At 57.2% G+C, this 19,037-nt stretch carries 17 protein-coding genes; 9 read left to right on the top strand and 8 right to left on the bottom strand.

Features of this window, described 5'->3' with window-relative positions:
- Positions 1 to 3 precede the first annotated feature (3 nt).
- The gene (locus AB6729_RS15550; RefSeq protein WP_371082543.1) at positions 4 to 1,437 is read left to right on the top strand and encodes a DUF58 domain-containing protein; all 1,434 of its coding nucleotides are present in this window, start codon (positions 4 to 6) and stop codon (positions 1,435 to 1,437) included.
- Here the strand turns inward: AB6729_RS15550 and AB6729_RS15555 are convergent.
- A complete protein-coding gene (locus AB6729_RS15555) occupies positions 1,415 to 2,434 on the bottom strand; it encodes a stage II sporulation protein M (RefSeq protein WP_371082544.1) in 1,020 nt (339 codons plus the stop codon). The genes AB6729_RS15550 and AB6729_RS15555 overlap by 23 nt on opposite strands.
- On the opposite strand from AB6729_RS15555, the gene AB6729_RS15560 reads away from it, so the two are divergent.
- Both AB6729_RS15560 and mgrA read left to right on the top strand, forming a co-directional pair.
- Positions 2,427 to 3,272: an RDD family protein gene (locus AB6729_RS15560; protein WP_371082545.1), complete on the top strand. Its 846-nt coding sequence runs from the start codon at positions 2,427 to 2,429 to the stop codon at positions 3,270 to 3,272. The genes AB6729_RS15555 and AB6729_RS15560 overlap by 8 nt on opposite strands.
- A 50-nt stretch (positions 3,273 to 3,322) precedes the next feature.
- Positions 3,323 to 4,369, top strand: a complete 1,047-nt coding sequence (mgrA, locus tag AB6729_RS15565) for an L-glyceraldehyde 3-phosphate reductase (RefSeq protein ID WP_371082546.1) — start codon at positions 3,323 to 3,325, stop codon at positions 4,367 to 4,369.
- 1 nt (position 4,370) lies between these two features.
- On the opposite strand, the gene AB6729_RS15570 is transcribed toward mgrA, so the two are convergent.
- Together AB6729_RS15570 and AB6729_RS15575 are read right to left on the bottom strand one after the other, a co-directional pair.
- The gene (locus tag AB6729_RS15570; RefSeq protein WP_371082547.1) at positions 4,371 to 5,984 is read right to left on the bottom strand and encodes a hypothetical protein; all 1,614 of its coding nucleotides are present in this window, start codon (positions 5,982 to 5,984) and stop codon (positions 4,371 to 4,373) included.
- 3 nt (positions 5,985 to 5,987) lie between these two features.
- Complete coding sequence (locus tag AB6729_RS15575) at positions 5,988 to 6,539, bottom strand: YfiT family bacillithiol transferase (protein ID WP_371082548.1); 552 nt, start codon at positions 6,537 to 6,539, stop codon at positions 5,988 to 5,990.
- A gap of 41 nt (positions 6,540 to 6,580) precedes the next feature.
- Here AB6729_RS15575 and tldD point away from each other — a divergent pair, with 41 nt between their 5' ends.
- Together tldD and AB6729_RS15585 are read left to right on the top strand one after the other, a co-directional pair.
- Positions 6,581 to 8,035 (top strand): metalloprotease TldD, encoded by a 1,455-nt coding sequence (tldD, locus tag AB6729_RS15580; protein ID WP_371082549.1) that lies wholly within the window; start codon positions 6,581 to 6,583, stop codon positions 8,033 to 8,035.
- A gap of 2 nt (positions 8,036 to 8,037) precedes the next feature.
- A complete protein-coding gene (locus tag AB6729_RS15585; protein ID WP_371082550.1) occupies positions 8,038 to 9,417 on the top strand; it encodes a TldD/PmbA family protein in 1,380 nt (459 codons plus the stop codon).
- Between the two features lie 984 nt (positions 9,418 to 10,401).
- Here AB6729_RS15585 and AB6729_RS15590 read toward each other — a convergent pair.
- The 4 genes from AB6729_RS15590 to AB6729_RS15605 all read right to left on the bottom strand — a co-directional run bounded on the left by AB6729_RS15590 (position 10,402) and on the right by AB6729_RS15605 (position 12,983).
- Positions 10,402 to 11,022 carry a hypothetical protein gene (locus AB6729_RS15590; RefSeq protein WP_371082551.1) on the bottom strand — a complete coding sequence of 207 codons (621 nt, stop codon included), beginning with the start codon at positions 11,020 to 11,022 and terminating at the stop codon, positions 10,402 to 10,404.
- Between the two features lie 27 nt (positions 11,023 to 11,049).
- A complete protein-coding gene (locus AB6729_RS15595) occupies positions 11,050 to 11,520 on the bottom strand; it encodes a DUF6644 family protein (protein ID WP_371082552.1) in 471 nt (156 codons plus the stop codon).
- An 11-nt stretch (positions 11,521 to 11,531) separates the two neighbouring features.
- Positions 11,532 to 12,026: a DUF6644 family protein gene (locus AB6729_RS15600; RefSeq protein ID WP_371082553.1), complete on the bottom strand. Its 495-nt coding sequence runs from the start codon at positions 12,024 to 12,026 to the stop codon at positions 11,532 to 11,534.
- 72 nt (positions 12,027 to 12,098) lie between these two features.
- The gene (locus AB6729_RS15605; protein ID WP_371082554.1) at positions 12,099 to 12,983 is read right to left on the bottom strand and encodes a hypothetical protein; all 885 of its coding nucleotides are present in this window, start codon (positions 12,981 to 12,983) and stop codon (positions 12,099 to 12,101) included.
- 477 nt (positions 12,984 to 13,460) lie between these two features.
- On the opposite strand from AB6729_RS15605, the gene AB6729_RS15610 reads away from it, so the two are divergent.
- From AB6729_RS15610 to AB6729_RS15625, 4 genes are all read left to right on the top strand, one after another.
- Positions 13,461 to 13,892 (top strand): DUF6152 family protein, encoded by a 432-nt coding sequence (locus AB6729_RS15610; RefSeq protein ID WP_371082555.1) that lies wholly within the window; start codon positions 13,461 to 13,463, stop codon positions 13,890 to 13,892.
- 294 nt (positions 13,893 to 14,186) lie between these two features.
- On the top strand, positions 14,187 to 15,347 hold the full coding sequence (locus tag AB6729_RS15615; RefSeq protein ID WP_371082556.1) for an efflux RND transporter periplasmic adaptor subunit: 1,161 nt from the start codon (positions 14,187 to 14,189) through the stop codon (positions 15,345 to 15,347).
- On the top strand, positions 15,344 to 16,603 hold the full coding sequence (locus tag AB6729_RS15620) for an ABC transporter permease (RefSeq protein WP_371082557.1): 1,260 nt from the start codon (positions 15,344 to 15,346) through the stop codon (positions 16,601 to 16,603). Before AB6729_RS15615 ends, AB6729_RS15620 begins: the two co-directional genes overlap by 4 nt.
- 11 nt (positions 16,604 to 16,614) lie before the next feature.
- Positions 16,615 to 17,370 (top strand): ABC transporter ATP-binding protein, encoded by a 756-nt coding sequence (locus AB6729_RS15625; protein WP_371082558.1) that lies wholly within the window; start codon positions 16,615 to 16,617, stop codon positions 17,368 to 17,370.
- A gap of 48 nt (positions 17,371 to 17,418) precedes the next feature.
- Here AB6729_RS15625 and AB6729_RS15630 read toward each other — a convergent pair whose 3' ends face one another.
- Complete coding sequence (locus AB6729_RS15630) at positions 17,419 to 19,011, bottom strand: Gfo/Idh/MocA family protein (RefSeq protein WP_371082559.1); 1,593 nt, start codon at positions 19,009 to 19,011, stop codon at positions 17,419 to 17,421.
- Between the last annotated feature and the right edge of the window lie 26 nt (positions 19,012 to 19,037).

Here is a 19,037-nt window from a genome sequence, read left to right on the forward strand (position 1 = left end):
GGCATGCAGACACTTATTCCATTGCCGGTTACTGCTGTGGCGCACCCCAAGGGGGAGCGTTTCGGCAGGCTGTTGGGATTTGGTGCCACGCCACGCTTATTGCTTTTGCTGGCTGCGTCGGTGCTTCTCAGTATTCCGGCTTTTCTTGCCAGTCGCACGCCATGGTTGATGTTTGGCTTCGATACGTTACTGCTTGGAACATTTATCGTGGATGCCATCTTGCTGCCAGCACCCGAACGATTTCAGATATCGCGAAGGTTCCTTCATGCTCCGGAACTGGGCGCACCGGCTGCCATCGAATTGCAGGCAGCAAAGTCTGCCAGCGGAATCCATACGCTGCGCTTCACGGATGATCTGCATGTATCCTTGTTGCTTTCGCAGCCCATTGGAGCAATGGTTAGTTATCCAACCGAATCATCAACGGTGAAATACCTGGCAACCCCATCACAGCGTGGCGATCTGGCACTGGGCAAGTTGTACTTCCGTTATCGCAGCGCGATTGGATTTGCCGAGCGATGGGCAGTCGCGGATCTTCGTCAAACCATTCGCGTCTATGCAGCAGGAGAAAAGGCGAATGAGTCTGCGGAGTTATTTCTGTTGCGTGCGCGGCAGATTGAGTTGGAGAAGCGAAGGTTGCGCCGCATTGGCCTGGGACGCGAATTTGAACAGTTGCGGGAGTATCGCACCGGTGATGAGCTGCGCAACATTTCATGGAAGGCAACAGCGCGGCACAATCGCCTGATCACACAGCAATTCACCACGGAACGTTCGCAGCAGGTATGGATTGTGCTGGACGCGGGGAGATTGTCGCGAACCACATTCGCACTGGGAAAAACATCCACAGCAAACGGGGAAGAGCACGCAACGCAGATCGTCACGCAGTTGGATCAGGCTACTGCTGCTGCGGGTCAACTCGCGCGTGTCATTCAACAATCGGGCGACCGGAGTGCGCTGTTGACGTATGGTCGCGGTGTGCAGCAGCAACTACTGCCATCATCGGGAACGCTGCATCTGCGACGCATGATCGATGCATTGTCCCAGGTTCGGTCAGAGACGGCAGAGGCAGATCACCTGATGGCTTCCGTGCGTTTGCGGCAGTTACAGCGGCGGCGCGGGCTTGTCCTTTGGGTTACTGAGATGACGGAAACCGCGGGCCGACCAGAGATTGTGACAGCCGTCAGCGCGTTGGTGCGGCGTCATCTGGTTGTTCTTGTCCTGCTGCAGCAACCGGAGCTGGAGGCTCTTGCCGTTTCCTCTCCGAAGAACGCGCACGAAATGTATGCCATTACGGCGGCGCAGGAGATGTTGGACCGCAGAAGAACCCTGTTGGCTCAACTGCGTTCGCAAGGTGTTCTGGTGGTGGAAACCAGCGCGGCAAACGTTGCCAGTGACAGCATTTCAAAGTACCTGGAAGTTAAATCGCAGGGACAGCTTTAGCAGCAGACATTCGGTTGCGTCCGCCTTCGCTCAACCAGAAGAAGAGTCCCGCCAGCAACAGCGCGCATACCGAAAACTTCACTCCTTTCGATACATGCGTGGGATCAAGAAAGGCTTCCAGGATCCCTGCGACGAACAGCATGGGGATGGTTCCTGCAAGCAGTCGTACAGCTTCATTGCCCGCACGCGCAAGTGAGGTACGGCGTGTCAGCGTCCCGGGGAATAACAGCCCTGTGGCAATGCGCAAACCAGCGCCCCCGGCAATGAAGATGCTGGGAAGTTCCAATGCGCCATGCGCCGCGACAAAGCTCCACAAGTCCAATGCCATGCCGTGCTGTGCGCAGGCAGTCGAAATAATGCCGACACTCATGCCATTCCAGAACAACATCAGCACGGTGGGGATACCTGCGAGAATGCCACCTGCAAACACATAGAACGTGACGGCGATGTTATTCGTCATGATGGCGCTGGATTCCTGTGGCTTGGCGCTCAATACGCTTTCTGTCCACATCTCATGACGCTCAATGGTGGCCACCATCTCCGGCCCCAGGACGGCGCGCATGAAATGTGGCCGAGCAATCGTTTCCAGAGAGCCAAGCAGCGCACCCAGAAGGCACAGCGTAACGGAGGCGGCAATATAGGGCCACAGACGCCGCACCAGTATGGGGAAATCCGCGCTGAGAAAACGCCAGAGGCTGAGTACGCTGGTACGCTGCCCACTATAGACGTGATTATGAGCGCGGCTGACAAGACGGTTTAGAAATTCCCCCAGCGATTGCGCAGTCCGATCGCTACGTACGGCGGAAAGATCAGCCGTCGCGCGCCGATAGAGCAGGCCGAAGTCGCGCAGTTCGTCTGCCGTGAGGGACTTCAATCCCTTTGCCTCCACAGCTGTGGTCAGCGCATGGAGTCGATCCCAATCTTCACGTCGCGCCGCAATCCAGCCGTTGGAGACCATATAGTGAATGCTAACTGGAGAGTCTGCCTCTGTGAGCACGTTTTCCCAACCACCCGCCACTTTTGACGATCATGCAATCGACACGCCGGAACAGGTTGCGCTGTACTTTCCGCTGGCTGGCCTGGGAAGCAGATTTCTCGCGACCGCCCTTGATGTTGCGATCCAGACGGCGGTTACGCTGTTGCTGATTCTTGTTGCGGCCATCGTATTTAGCGCCATCGGTACGCACAGGCTGGATAACATGTCCAACACTGCGGCGAAATGGTTCACGGCTTTGCTCATCCTTGGGTACTTCACCCTTATCTGGGGTTATTACGCGCTCTTCGAAGCATTTCGCAACGGACAGACGCCGGGTAAGCGTGTGCTGAAGATACGTGTGATCAAAGACAGTGGAAGACAGATTACGTTCTTTGAGGCGCTGGCACGCAACCTGCTTCGCGTGATCGATTCTTTGCCCGGAGCCTATCTCACAGGGGTTATTTCCATTCTTGTGACAAAGCAGAATAAGCGTCTGGGTGATCTGGTGGCCGGCACCATCGTGGTGCATGAACGCATAGACGAGTACGGTGGATACTTGTCTGCGCCTGTAAGCCGCAGTTTTACTTCCAATCTTTTTGAAGTTCCTGCAACTCCGCTTCCAGTGTTGTCTGAGATTCCTGCAGATCGTGTTGCGCGGCTTACGTACAACGACCTGCACCTGATCGATAGCTTTCTTGCGCGTGCCATCTCGCTTCCTATGGAAGCACGGGCGCAGCTTGGGTCGCGTCTTCTGGATGCGCTGTGCAGGAAGATGGACGTTGCTGTGCCGACGGATGTACCTCCTGAGAGAACGCTGGAAGCACTTGCCTATACTTTGCGCGGTGCGGGAAGAGCGTAATGCCAGCCACGTATACTTTGCGATAGCTTTTATCCGTGGAGAGTAAGTGCATGGCATTCCCGCAGTCGTACATCGCCAACCCTGACCGCTACAGCAACGCGCAGTTTCGTCGCTGCGGTAAGAGCGGTATTCAATTGCCTCTGATTACGTTGGGGCTATGGCAGAACTTTGGTGGTGACGATGTCTTTGAGACAGGCCGAGCCATGTTGCGACGCGCATTCGATCGCGGTGTAACGCACTTTGACCTTGCGAATAACTATGGTCCTCCATATGGTTCCGCAGAAGAAAACTTCGGCAAGGTGCTGCGTACGGACTTCGCGGCGCATCGTGACGAACTCATCATCTCGTCCAAGGCCGGTTGGGACATGTGGCCTGGGCCTTATGGCATTGGTGGATCGAAGAAGTATCTCGTCGCTTCGTTGGATCAATCACTGAAGCGCATGGGGCTGGAGTATGTCGATATCTTCTACACGCACCGGCCCGACTTTGATACGCCGATTGAAGAAACGGTAAGTGCTCTCGCACAGATCGTCCGCCAGGGTAAGGCACTCTATGTGGGCATCTCGTCGTACGCGCCGGAACGCACGAAGATCGCTTATGAATTGTTGGCGAAGGAAGGCATCCGTTTGCTGATTCATCAGCCTTCGTACTCCATGCTGAATCGCTTTCTGGAGCAGGGGCTATTGGACACGCTTGGCGAGCTTGGTGTGGGGTGCATTGCGTTTTCGCCGCTGGCACAGGGCTTGCTGACAAGCAAGTATCTGAAGGGCGATACGACCCAAAACACACGCGCAAGTGGTGGCGACAGCAGCTTCAGCAGAGATCTATTGAAGCCGGAGACACTGGATCGCGTGCGCGCCTTGAATGCGATCGCGGAAAAGCGCGGGCAGTCGTTGGCGCAGATGGCCATTGCATGGACGTTGCGTGATCCTCGCGTTACGTCGTCGCTCATTGGTGCTCGCAACGTCGCGCAATTGGACGATTCGCTGAATTCCTTGAACAACCTTATCTTCAGTGAAGAAGAACTGAAGCAGATTGATCAATACGCCGTGGACACACCGGAGATTGATCTGTGGCGGCCTGTAACCAGCCGATAACTCAACGTCCGAAAGAAGTGGCGCGGAGGCGTGTGATCACTTTCACGCCTTCGCGCCACTTCTCATTCAGGCCCAGTACGGTCCATTCCACTTCTGGTTTGAGATAACGCAGAACTGTCTCTGTTACCGGATGAATGCGCAGCGATGGTGCAACCAGATACAACCGTGGTGGCAGCGCACTCAGACGTAGTGTCGGGAAGTAGCCATGCTGCTGTAACGCGCCGAGTCCTGAAGAAGCATCAATGGTTTGCGTGTGATGCCAGCGCACGCGCAGCCAGTAGTCCAGTCCCTGCAAGGCAAAATGCATGTCTTCATTCGCCTTGAGTTCCAGCACGGCAAGACGACCATCGCGTGTGACTGTGAGCAGGTCCAGCATGCCTCGATCGCCCGCCTGAAATGCGGGAACCTGCGCGTAGACATATTCCGGATCAAACTGCGACAGGCTGCTCTGGCCGTCAGTCAACGGTCCGATATTGGCACGCAGAGAAGACTCAAGCCATGCTTCCGGCGCCATACGATACAACGGATCCTTCTGCGATCCTTCGGCATGACGTCGCTCAAAGAGCCGCTGTACAAACTCTCGCAACATCGGCTCTGTGTCTGGCTCCAGCGGTGTCTCCTGCGCGCCGCTGCCAAAGGTGATCTCTGTTGTGCGGTCAAACGAGTTTGCGGATGCACCATGGCGAATCCGCGCAAACTCCAGGCCATGCAACAGCAATGCCATCTCTGTGGAAGAGCGTGGTCGCAGCTCAACACGATTGCGCATGTTTTCCGGTACAAGTGAGAGCGCCTGCTCAATTGCAGAGGCGAAGCGCTCCGTCATGCGCTGCTGGTCGGCAGCATGAATCAGGCGTGTTGTCAGGTTGCCTGTATCGGCAAGATCACATTCTTCCAGCGCTTCTGTGCCTTCGTCCAGCTCGTATAACTCCCACTGCGCGGCGTCGCGGCGCAGCCACCCCATGCGCGACAGCGTGGTAAGTACCGTTCCTTTTGGTGCGACAACACGCAGGCCGCGAAACAACCGCTTGCCACCTGCGTGATCGCGACAGTGCTGCAGCCACAAAATGCCAACAGTCAGAATGCCGTCGATAGTGCTTTGCGATTCTTCAGCGTTCACGCCGACAACAGCCCACGCATCTTGTCCGCGCGTGAGTGTGCCGCGCGCATACGCAGGGCCGAAGGATTTCTCCAGGTCCATGGCAGAGCGAAAGGCATTGCACTTCCAATCAGGGAACTGACGTTGGAGCACGCGCTCCAATCGCGCAACGTACTGTCGCCGCGTGGTGTCGCGTTCCGTCGGTGTGCGACGATCGGGCCTCGACACGAACTCCAATGTCTGTGGTTTTTTTTGACCAAAGCGCAGGCTGGCCAGTCGCAACGAGTCTTTGCGCAATGCGGTGCCGGTGATGCGTCGCACCATGTTGCGTTCTTCACTCCACAGATGAAGTGTGCAGCGCCCGCGATCCTGCTGGATGGAATAGCGTGCGGAGCGCATGTCGAAGATCATGTGCCCTTCTTCCAGCACGAGTGCCGCGGCGTGATCGGCAAGGAAGTCTTCCAGCGCACGCGCAACCACTTCCGGCGACTGATCTTCCACTGTGCGTGAAGATGCCAATGCTTACCAGCCTTTGGCGTGTCGCAGCGAAGTGATGTGTGCCAGGTGATGTCGACTGTGCCAGTCGTACATCAGTACGGCAGTTTGCAGGGTAAGCGGGCCATGTTCCGGATGCACAAAGGTGCGTTGCCATTGCTCGTCATTCAGGGAACGCAGCATCATTACCCAGCGCGCGTGCAGTGCCTCAATAAGTTGTAGGGACCATTCCACCGGCGCGTTCTTGCCGTCCTGTAACTCAGCCCAGAGGGCTTCCTCGTATGTCCTGATCACGGGAGCGTCTTCCGTCAGTGCGAGCTTCATTCGGATGTAGGCATTCATGTGCGAATCGGCTATGTGATGCACTGTCTGCCGCAACGTCCATCCGCCTTCACGATACGGTGTGGCAAGTTGTGCATCATTCAGGTTTGCGACTGCGTTGCGAAGCTGCTGGGGTAGTTCTTCCAGTGTCTTGCGGCCGTTGTTGATAGCAACCGTGTCGACGACCGAAGGCTTGTGGAATCGACCCACGGGATAGCGTGGATCGCTGGATGGCTGCGTTTGGTTATCGGTTGTCATCCTCATGAACCTAGCACACAGAGGCGTAGAATCAAGACAGAATGAGTAGCCTGGCCGCCACGCCGTCCGCATCGACTTCTCCTAACTATTTCCAGGCACGCTTCGGTGTCGACCATGCACTTGTGGCGCGCTGTCTTGCCGCTGCGCTGAGTGCTGGTGGCGACTTCGCCGAGCTGTACTTCGAGTCCGTTACGTCGTCCTCTATTGGGATTGATGAGGGGATTGTGAAGTCGGCGAGTCAGGGCCACAGTATGGGTTGTGGCGTGCGCGTGCTCAGCGGCGAGCGCACGGGTTACAGCTATACGGATTCGCTGGAGGAAGAGCGGCTGATCCACGCGGCGAAGACGGCTGCTCTGATTGCCAGCGGACCGGCGAAGCAACAGGTTGTGCCGTTTGTAGAGACGCAGGTGCATGATCTGTATCCGGTGATTGGGCTGGATGCGGAGATACGCGAGAAGCTGGCATTAGTGCAGCGTGCCGACAAAGCGGCGCGTGCGTATGACTCGCGCATCACGCAGGTTCGTGCGGGATTCAACGATGAGGTTCGCCATATCTTCATCGCCGCAAGTGACGGAACATGGGCTGCAGATACGCAGCCTTTGAGCCGGTTTAGTGTTTTTGTGATTGCGAAGGGGGCGGATGGGGTCACCACGCGCGGGTCTGGCGGAGGTGGGGGCCGTGTCAGGCTGGACTACTACACTACGGAGCGCACACCGGAGCACTATGCGCATCAAGCCGCACGTCAGGCCATCCTGCAGCTGGATGCGGTGGCCGCGCCGGCGGGCGAGATGGAAGTGGTGCTGGGGCCGGGATGGCCGGGTGTCCTGATCCATGAGGCTGTGGGGCACGGTCTGGAAGCGGACTTCAACCGGAAGAAACAGTCGGCCTTTGCCGGGCTGATGGGTGAACGTGTTGCTACGGATAAGGTCACCGTGGTGGACAACGGCACGATTGCCAATCGTCGCGGGTCACTGAACGTGGATGACGAAGGCACACCCACGCGCAACAATGTCCTGATCGAGAAGGGCATCCTGCGGCAGTACATGAGCGATAAGCTGTCGGCGAAGGTGCTGGGGTTGCAGTCGACGGGCAGCGGGCGGCGCGAGAGCTATGCGTGCGTACCGATGCCGCGTATGACCAACACCTACATGCTGGCAGGTGAGGATGATCCCACGGACATCCTGCGGAGTGTGAAGCGCGGGCTGTATGCGGTGAACTTCTCCGGCGGTTCGGTGGACATTACCAATGGCAAGTTCGTATTCGCCGCCAGCGAAGCCTACCTCATCGAGGACGGCAAGGTGACCGCTCCGGTGAAGGGCGCGATGCTGATCGGCGATGGTGCTACGGCGCTGAAGCATGTGAGCATGGTGGGCCATGACCTGGCGCTGGATGAGGGCATTGGTACCTGCGGCAAGCGTGGGCAGGGTGTGCCTGTGGGCGTTGGTATGCCGACGGTGAAGCTGGACAAGATGACGGTCGGCGGGACGGGGAACTAAGCATGGCGACGACGAAGCAGGTGAAGCTGGCTCTGGTGCAGGAGATCGTAGATCGGGCATTACACGCTGGGGCTACGGATGCTGAGGCCGTGGTGGTGGAGGGGGATGAATTCTCCACCAAGGTGCGGCTGGGGCAGGTGGAGACGCTTACGGAGTCGACCTCGCGGGCGATTGGGTTGCGGGTGTTTCATGGCCTGCGTACGGCGAGCACCTCTACCAACGACCTGAGTGAGGAGAGTCTCAAGCGGTTGGTAAGCGGTGCGGTGGAGTTGGCCCGCATCACCGAGGAGGACCCGTTTGCGGGACTGCCAGATGCGAGTGAGTACGCGACTGTGCGCAATGCGGATGGTCTGCACATCTACTTCGAGGATGTGTACAAGCTGGCTGCTGCGGAACGTATTGAACTGGCGCGCGCGGCGGAGGCTGCAGCGATGGCGGCGGATGTGCGTATCCAGAACAGTGACGGCGGCACGTTCTCGGCATCTACTTCGTACAAGGCGATGGCCAACTCGCGCGGGTTTGCCGGTGAGTATCGCAAGAGCTATTGCAGCATTGGCGTTACGGCCATTGCGCAGGATGCTTCCGGGATGCAGCGCGATGGATGGAGCAGCGGCGCGCGGACGCTGACGAAGCTGGAGTCGCCCGAAGCGGTTGGACAAGAGGCGGCGAAGCGTGCGGTGCGTCGGCTTGGTGCGCGACGGGTGAAGACGCAGAAGGCCTCGGTGGTGTTCTCGCGGGAGATTGCACGCGGCATCATTGGCGACATCTTCAACGCGGTGAATGGCGATGCGATTTATCGTCATGCGTCGATGTTCGAGGACAAGCTGGGTGAGCAGATTGCCAGTCCGCTGGTGACTGTTGTGGATGATGGCACGATGATGCTGGAGCCGATGCTGGGCGGGTTTGGCACGCTGCCGTTCGATGGTGATGGCTTGCCGATGCAGCGTAAGGTGATCGTGGATAAAGGTGTGTTGCAGACGTATGTGACGAACACGTACACCGCGCGCAAACTGGGCGTGAAGAGTACGGGCAATGCTTCGCGCGGGTTGGCTGGAGCGCCGGGCATTGGTGCGGGCAACTTCTATCTGCAAGCCGGAACGCAGACGCCGCGAGAGATCATTGCCGAGGTGCAGAACGGGCTTTATGTCACCGAGGTTCTGGGCAGTGGTGTGAACCTGGTGACAGGCGACTATTCGCAGGGCGCTGCCGGTTTGTGGATTGAGAACGGTGAGTTTACCGGAGCGGTGGAAGAGATCACCATTGCAGGCAATCTGAAGGACATGTATCGCAACATTGTTGCCGTCGGAAACGACCTGATTTTTCGCGGTGCTTCAGCTTCTCCATGCTTCCGGGTTGAAGGGATGACGATTGCAGGGGCATGAGGGTATGCCCTTCCTTTGTTTTCTAAAATCTTCTTTTGATTGGGGTTAGGGTTTTGGTGTCAGTAAAATCCTCTGCCTGTTGGGGTTAGGGGCAAAATCGTCTTTCTAAAAGGGTTAGGGCCGCGCTTTGCGCGGCCCCTTTGTGCTCTAGTTCTATTTTAGTGATTCGCTAGAAATAACCTGCCAACTTTATTTGGGTTTGATTTGTTGGGGTTGGGTGGTTTGGGGGCTTGACAGGTACTTCGTACCGTTCTTGACGCCTTCGGCGTGGTGCCAGCCATGGTCTTTTGTGGGCGCGCGGGGTTTGCTTCATGCTCCTGTTTGTTTTTTTGGCCGCGCGGTTTTCTTGATTGAGGATTCTTACGGCAAGGCTGAAGCCCTGCCCTTCCGAAAGAAGACGTGCTTTGCGCGTTGGATCGCTCCTTTGGAGCGATGGAGAGCGGCTTTTGCCGCTCTGCCCAGGTTAGCTTCGCGAACCTGGGGCACCCGGTTTTGTGGTTGCCGATGCGTTTTGGGTTTTCTGGTGCGTTTGTAGCGGGTGTGAAGGAATGCAGGTCTTTCAGCTCCGCTTCGCTTCGTTCAGGATGACGGTCTGCGACCGTAGGAGCTTCGCTGAATGTCTTCGACCGTGGGAGCTTCTCTGGATGGTCTTTGACCTATGAGCTTCACTGAATAGTCTTCGACTGTTTGAGCTTTGCTGGGTAACGGTCTTTGGATCGTTGGAGCTTCGCTTTTACGAAGCTGGTTTGGTTTGTGGCTGGAAGGGATCGGCGGCTTTGGCGCGGTGAAGTGTGTCGGGATTCTTCGCTTTGCTCAGAATGACGGCCTTTGGCCGTATGAGCTTCGCTGAATATTACGGTCTTTGAGCTAGGAGTTTCGCTGGGAATCTAAGCGACGAGAGGTTCGTTCGTGTGAGCTTCGTTCGCGTGAGGTTCGTTCGTGTGAGCTTCGTTTCGCGTGAGGTTCGTTTCGCGTGAGGTTCGTTTAGTGATGTTGCGATTGCGTGGCAAACTCCGCCGGTGAGGGTAGGTGCCGTGGTGGGGTTCGTGGATACCAGTAGGCTGCGTGGCAGGCTTCACATGCAGTGTCGAGTTCGGCGCCTGCTGTGAGGATTTCTGCTGTGTTGTGTGTCCGGCTTGCGGTCAGCGCGTGGTTCGCTGCCTCTTCTAAGCGGACTGCTGCAGCACGGAATTTGGCGGGGTCCGCATCAATGTCTTCCCTGATCTGTGCAGCGGTGCGTGTGCCGGGTGTGTCGGCGTCGGCGAGTTTGCTGTGCGCGTTTGCACCTACGGGCAGGCCTGGTGTTTGCAGACGCTTTGCACCCGATACGAGTGACTGCGCGTGTCCTGCAACCTTCTGCCACTCTGCTGCTGTGCGTGGTTGCTTCTCACGCGTTCCGTGGGCTGTCTCTTCCGTGCCAACAGATTCCCAGAGGGAGTCGGCTGCAGGATCGATGAGCAGATCCATTGTTTGCTGGATGCTGGTCGGAACAAGTTTGGCTGGCGTGCTCTTTGAGTTCTGCGCGATACCTGCAAGCGCCAGAGTGGCGCCGCAGAGAAGGCTGCCTACCGACAAGTAACGTAACGTAGACCATTGAGATTTCATGCAGTCTCTTTTCTTCAAATGGAACGTTTAGAGCAGACCGATGGCACGGCCAGCAACGCCAACACCAAACCACAATGTGAGCGATACCGCACCGGCCAAACGCGACCATAGATTTGCCTGGTGCTTATCGGTGCGCAGAAGTGCCGCGCGATGAAACGTGAAATAGAACAGCAATGCTGCGGCGAGCAGCAACATCTTCCAGCGAAATGCGGGGCTGTGATAGCACTTGAGCGCTTCTTCTGAGGTAAGTGCGATGCCTGTCACGATCATCACTCCGAGGCTGGTGAACAGCGTGCGGCTTAACCCACGTGCGATGTTGCGTGCCGATTCTGTTTTGAGAATCAGTCCAAGCAGGCGTAGATCGATTACGAGGACGACACCACCCAATACGGCTAATCCAAGCAGGTGAACTGCTTCTACTACGGCAAAGCCCCAGCGCGATTGCTGCATGTACTGGCCGAGCCATGAGTGCGATAGTGCGACAAACCACGAAAGCATCTGGCTCTCCTTTAGAAATAAGCAATCATGCGGCCGGCAACGATGATGCCGCTCCACAAGGACAGAGACGCGATGGCCGCAGCACGTGCACGCCACGGGGATAACTCAAGTAGCTCCCACTCATGTACGCGGCGATAGATGGTGGTGTGAAAGATAAGTGGGTTTAATCCCACCAGCGCAAGTAGTACCAGCTTGACGCGAAATGCGGGGTTGCCGTAGTTCTTTGCAGCTTCAGCCCAGAACAGCAGAAACCCTGAAACAAACATGATCGCGAAGCCTGACCAAGTGAGTGGAAAGACCGTGTGTGCGATCCGGGTTACGGATACGCCACGCAGCACAACGCCGAGCATGCGCAGATCGAGCAATGCGATGGAACCGACGAGCAGCGTGATGGCAAGCACGTGGACTGACTCAATAACGGAGAACGCATAATCCGATTCGCGGATGTATGTGCCGAACTGCGAGTCATAGAGCAATTGGCATACGTGTTGAATGAGATGCGACAAGCGACGTCCTCAGGAGTGGGGCGGTCCGCGAGAGTCATATCGATTCTCGCGGACGTTTGTTAGGAAAACTACTTATTCCGGGATGGACGTAGTTGCAGGATGGTCTTTGTCCGGTGGTGGCGGCAAGGGTGCAAGTTTGCCGTAACCGCGCTGTCCATCAGGGCCAATGGGGCCGGGGCCGGGACCGATGTGAGGCGCATCTACGTTGTCTTCTGCGCAGGAATATTCACGGATGATCTGACCCGGTTTCCCGGCAAACCATGTGCGCTGATAGTGCAGGGGTTCCTTATAGAACTTGGGATCTTCGACGATGAGCTCAAGGTGAAGATGCGAGACATCGGGGCGCGTCCAGCGTTCAATGGTGTGTTGCTGGTCGCTGTGTGGATTTGCATTTTCATCAATCCACGTGCGCTCTTCCTTGAAGGATGTGGAGTCGATGACGAAGGTATCGCCTTCCCACCATCCAATCTCATCGCCAAAGAACGATGGGTCGGGATCGGGGTCGTGCTTCTTCACATCGAACGGGATCAGGCGATAGGTGGTGTACCAGTACAGGAAGGCGACCTGTGATCTGCCTTGCAGCAGTTGGAATGCAAGGCCGCTTGCATCGTGCCGTGGAATACCGCCGACGATGCAGAGTGCTTCCGGATCGACGGTGTGTTCTACGTTGTGCTTCAGCGCAGCCTCGCCCGCTGGTGTGAATGGCAACTTATAGCCGGGATAATCCTTGCCGATGTTACCGCCCGGTTTGTCTTTTCTGTTTGGCACCCAATAACCGGAAAGATCCGGATGGCCATCGGTAAGTCGCGGTGCTGGCCCTTTAGGTAAGTCTGCTTCATTCACGGCATTGGGGTTCGGTCGCCCGGTGCCCGCTTGTGCGCTGATTTGCACGCAGGCGGAAGGCAACGCAAGAAGCAGGCTGAGCGTAAGTAGCGCTCGTTTGGCATGGACGTACACAGTGATCTCCTCGCGACGAAGGGTATGTGCGGTTCCGCAGTTACACGGAAAGCACAACTTCACTCCGCATAAACAAGCGGACCCGCAAAGGATGTTGGAGAAAGGGATGGACGCAGAAAACTCTGGTTAGAGAACGCGCACGATCACTCCGCGGATCAGCAGATGTGGCCGGCGGCAACAATTCGCGATCGGGAGTAGATGCATGAAATGAAACATAAGTCACATTGCGCGACGCGTCAAGTATTCCGTTGACAGGAAGATAAGTTCCGCTTACATTCAAGCCCATGCACACAAGTTTGCAGGCGCGTTGTTGTAACAAGATCACCCTTCGTTGGTGTTGCGCCCACTTGTGCCGGTAGAGTTTCACTCTTAACTCGTAGTCACCTGTCAGGCTCGCACCCGGCACCACTGCCAGCGAGCCTTTCGTTCGTCTGCGCATTTGTTTTCTCTCACATAACAACCAAGGAGACCTTTGCCATGAAGGCAAAAGTGTTTGCAGCTACGTCTGCTCTTGTGCTGCTTGCCGCAGTGCCTGCTTTCGCGCACCATTCCTTTGCCGCAGAGTTCGACGGGAGTAAGCCTGTGCGACTTGTGGGTAAACTATCGCGCGTGGAATGGACCAATCCTCACTCTTACTTCTATGTCGACGTGGTGGATGCCAAGGGCAATGTAACCACGTGGGGCTGTGAAGGCGCAGGGCCGGGAGCGTTGTCGCGTCGTGGCTTGAAGAAGGGCGATATCAAGATTGGCGACACACTTGTTGTGGATGGCTATCGTGCGAAGGATGGCTCGCACCTGATCGATGGCCGCCGTGTGACGCTGCCGGATGGCCGTTCGATTTATGGTGGAACGCCGGGCGATGGTGGTCCTGGTGACGATGGCAGTGGCAATCCGCCGAAGAAGAGTTGATTGGACTTACAGCGTTCCTATGTCAGCGCAGGTTGTTCGACTGCGAACAGCTTCGCTGACGTGTGGGTGGCGGGATTGGATTCCCCTTGTCCCGGAAGCTGTGCTTTTATGCAGTACCGGCGGATTTGAAGCCGATGGTATTCTCCGTTTGCCACAGCAGCGCGTTGTGTTACGGGAGGTACTTTGGTACAGCCGGAGCATCGGAGTCGATCCTGGGTTTTCCTTGTTGCTGGGATTCTTGTTGTCCTCGCGATTGCAGGTTTCTGGTTTTTTCGGCGACCTAAGGTTGTTGCGGTGACCCATCCGCAGCCGGTATCGCTGACAGAGACAATTGCCAGCAGTGCGCGTGTGGGTGGTGTGCAGGAGAGTGCCGTAGGCGCGCAGTTCACTGGCACGGTGCAGCAATTGCTGGTGAAGATTGGTGATCGGGTCAAAGCGGGACAGACCATAGCCGTTCTGAAAAACGATGTCACGCAGCTTCAGACAGCGCAGGCGAACATCGCAGTGCAGACGGCGCGTGCGCGGTTGGCGCAGGCATCGCGCAAGCCGTTGCCATCCGAGATACACGAGGCTGCTGCGCAGGTGACGGAAGCCAATGCGCAGGTGCGACAGATTCAGACGGATCTGCAATTGGCGACGACGCAATTTCAACGCAGCCGGCAGATGTATGAGCATCAACTGATTTCCAAAAATGAGTTTGATAACGCGGAGTCATTACGCGATAGTCTGCGCGCCAAGCTGCAAGCGGCGAAGGCTACTGTAAAGGTGCGCGAGGCGAAGGTAGAGACGTTGGAGAATACGCCTCGGCCTGAGGATGTGCAGATTGCGCGGGCACAGCTTGCGGAAGCGGAGCAGGCATTGCAGGTGGCGACACAGCAATCGCGCGACGCGACGGTGGTTGCGCCGTACGACGGTGTGATCACGAAGCTGAATGCGGAAGCGGGGCAGACGGTTGGGGCAAGCGGTGTGGTGAACATCGTGAGCGATGATCTGGAGATTCGCGTCGATCTGGATGAGAACAATCTGGCTGATCTGGAGTTGGGACAGACGGCGGTTCTTTCTGCGCAGGCATTTGGCGATAAGACATTTCGCGCGAAGTTGACGGACATTGGTGCGGCAGTGGATGAGACGCGCGGCATTGTGACGATCAAGCTGACGCCGATTGATCCGCCTGCGTGGTTGCGACCGGGGCAGACGGTGAATGTGAATCTGCTGACGAATGAGAAGGTGGAACGGTTGTTAGTGCCTCCGACCGCTGTGGTGCGACAGGGCAGTCGATCTGTGGTGTTGCTGTCGCAGGATGGTCATGCGGTGGAGCGTCCGGTGATTACGCGTCCGGCGATTGCAGAGGGTATTCCGATTGCGTCTGGGTTGATGGAATCGGATGACGTGGTGGTGGATGCGATCAACCTTACGGCTGGGCAGGCCATTCGTACGAAGGCGGCGAAGCCATGAGCCTGTTCCGGTGGGTGCCGCTTGATTGGCGATTCGAGGTGCGGCTTGCGGTGCGGCATCTGACGACGGGTGGCGGGCAGACGGTGCTGACGATGGGTGCGGTTGCGGCGGGTGTAATTGTGATCATCTTTCTTACGGCGCTGATCTTTGGATTGCGCGCAAAGTTGACGAACATGCTGACGGAGTCGATTCCGCATGTGACGGTGAAGGTGCGTGATCTGGAGCCGGTGCCGCTGAGCGAGATGAGTGATCTTTCGTCTGCGATGAGCAGCAGCCGCATTGAAAAACAGGCGCCGCAGCAGAAGAACATTGATGACTGGCAGCATGTGGTGGATGTGATTCGGACGATTCCGAATGTGCGTATGGCGCTGCCTGCGATTCAGGGACAGGGATTTGCTTCCAAGGGCGGCAATCCGGTGGGTGTGTCCGTGGTGGGCGCTGATCCTGCGCAACAGGATATGGTTTCGCCTGTGACGAAGGATTTGATTTCAGGCCACTATGTTGGTTTGGCGAGCGATGAGATTGTCATTGATTACGAATTGGCGAAGGACCTTTCCGTCACGGTTGGTGATCGGATTCGCATCACGTCGAGCTTTGGCAATACGGAGTCGCTTACGATTGCCGGGATTTATAGCCGGGGGCAGGGACGCGGCGGTGTGTATGTCACACTGCGCACGGGGCAGAGTTTGTTTGCGGTCGGTAATTCGGTCAACGTGGTGCTGGTGAAGGTTGTTGATCTGTTCGGATCGGATGCAGTTGCGGACCGCATTCAGGGACTGGTGCCGTATGAAGCGAAGTCGTGGTCGCGTGAGTATCCGAGCTTTGTTTCGTCGTTGACGATGCAGGCTGCGTCGGCTTATCTGATCTCTGGATTCAGTTTGATTGCATCGTCGTTTGCGATTGCTTCTGTGCTGATTGTTTCGGTGTTGCAGAAGTCGAAACAGATTGGCATCTTGAAGAGCATTGGCGCGACGCGCAAACAGATTCAACGGATCTTTACGCTGGAAGGCATGATGATTGCCGTGACGGGGAGTTTCTCTGGTGCGTTGTTGGGTACGCTTCTGGTGTATCTGATTAGCCTTCCGCTACAGCCAACGGCCAAGCCAGGACATGTGCCGGAGCAGTTGTTCCCGGTGGCGATCCTTCCGATCTATGTGATTGGCGCGGTGATTTCTGCTATCTGTGCGACGGTGATTGCGGCGTGGTTTCCGGCGCGTCGTGCTGCGTTAATGAACCCTGTGGATGTGATGCGCTAAGGAGCTGAGGCTTGGATACGACTACAGGCAACGGCGATGCAAGACAGATTGTGGTGGCGACGCGGGGCCTGAAGAAGACTTACTTTGGCCGCGTGCCCACACCGGTGCTGCACGGCATCGACATTGAGATTGCTGCCGGGGAGTTTGTTGCCATCATTGGGCAGTCAGGCAGCGGTAAGTCGACGTTGCTGAATATTCTGGGCGCGCTGGATGTGCCGACGGAAGGGCAAGTGCTGATCGATGGCGTTGATATTTCGACGCTGAGCGAAGACGGTCTTGCTGCGTTGCGGAATCGTGTAGTGGGTTTCGTCTTTCAGTTTCACTATCTGCTGGATGAGTTGAGTTGTTTGGAAAATACGTTGACACCGATCACGATTCACAAGGGTGAAGCGAACGAAGAAGAGACAGCGCGTGTGGTTGGCTTGTTGGAACGCGTGGGATTGGGCGCACAGGTGGATAAGCGTCCGGACACGATGAGCGGCGGGCAGAACCAACGCTGCGCGATCATCCGTGCGCTGGCGAATGCGCCGAAGATAGTGTTGGCGGATGAACCGACGGGGAATCTTGATAGTCGTTCGGGTGACGAGGTGTTTCGCATTATGCGTGAGATGAACCATGAGAACCATGTGGCGTTCATCATGGTGACGCATGACGATCGGCTGGCGCAGGAGGCCGATCGCATTTTGATGATTGAAGACGGGTGGGTGCACGAGGTGAATAAGGCGGAGCACCGCAGTAGATTGATGCGTTCGATGCAAGACACGTAAGCCCATGCGCATGGCATGGGCTTACGCAGCATCGTCAGGTTTTATGAGTTAAGACAGAGCCCAGCCGGTGCGGTTGTTTCGACGGATGAAGGGCGCGGCCTGCGGGCAGTCCTTCGCTTCCATCTTGTGACCGTCCCATTCGATCTTCTGACCGACGCGCAGGGAGACGCAGCCGAGCAGCATGATCTCCACGAGGCGCGCGCCGACGTCGAAACGTGAGTAGCAGTCCTGGGGCTTGTTGGCCTTGATGGCTTCAAGCCATTCGGCGGCGTGAGCCTGGACGAGGTTGGCGCCTTTATCGGTAACAACCACGTGTTGGTTGCGCGGGATGCGCTCGGGATATTTCGCCATCGCCGGATGCTTCAGGTAGTTCACGAATTCCTTCTCGCCCTTGAGCTTGATGAAGAAGTTCGTGCCGTAGTCGTCGGGCGAGAAGATCATGCCGCCTTCGCCGACGAAGAGGCAACCGCTGTCCGGGAGCTTGCCCTGCAGGGTGACGATGTCCGCGGTGAGTTCTGCAGGCGGCTTGTTGGTGAGGTCATGGCCGCCACGGAGCGACTCGTCGGGTTGGCCGCCGTCGTACCAGAAGAGTGTGCAGGGATCGTGCTCGATCTTGCGGGTGTGATGGAAGAAGCTGGGGTGTTCCAGCGGGACGTGTGCGGTGCGCCTGGGGAATTCAAAACGGATTTTGGAGCCGACGGGGTAAGACTCCTTGTTCATGGTGCCGAAGGGAATGGCTTCGATTTCGGTGGGGGAATCGAAATCGAGTGCGCGGAAGGGCATGTTGACCGTGTGGCAGGCCATGTCGCCGAGTGCGCCCGTGCCGAAGTCCTGCCAGCCGCGCCAGTTGAATTGCGTGTAGACGCCGTTCTTGTCTTTCGGGTTACGGTTGCCGACGTAGGGGCGCATGGGCGCCGGGCCGATCCATGTGTCCCAATCGAGTGTGGCGGGGATGGGGTCCTGGCCGACGGGGCGATCCATGGCCTGTGGCCAGACGGGGCGATTGGTCCAGACGTGCACCTGATGCACCTGTCCGATGAGGCCGTCCTGAATGACTTCCACACCGCGGCGCAGGCCGGGTGATGCGCTGCCCTGATTGCCCATCTGCGTAACGATCTTGCGGTCGTGCGCCATGTTGCGGAGATAACGCGCCTCGTAGATGGTCTGCGTGAGCGGCTTCTGGCAGAAGACGGCCTTGTGCCGCTTCATGGCTGCGGAGGCAACGATGGCGTGCATGTGATCCGGCGTGGAGACGGTTACGGCGTCGATGCGGTCGCCCAACTGATCGAGCATCTGACGGTAGTCCTTGTAGAACTTCGCGTCCGGATACTTCTTGGTCTGAATCTGATGTGCGTCGGAACCGGCGTCGACATCGCACAGCGCGATGATGTTTTCTCCGGCGCAGGCGTCAGTGTCGCTGCGGCCTTTGCCGCCGATGCCGATGCAGGCGATGTTCAGCTTGCTGTTGAGATGTTGTGCGCGCACGATGGCGGGCGCTCCGATAGCGAGTGCACCTGCGGCCAGAGCGCTGGTTTTGAGGAAGTCGCGGCGATCGACACGCGCGGGGGCAGCGGTCCCAGTTTTCAGAGAGGGCAGATTTTCAAATGGTTTGGACACGCGCACAGGATACACAGGGCTCATTACAGACGCCAACGTGATGTCATTAC

The organism is Terriglobus sp. RCC_193 (assembly GCF_041355105.1).
GTDB lineage: Bacteria > Acidobacteriota > Terriglobia > Terriglobales > Acidobacteriaceae > Terriglobus.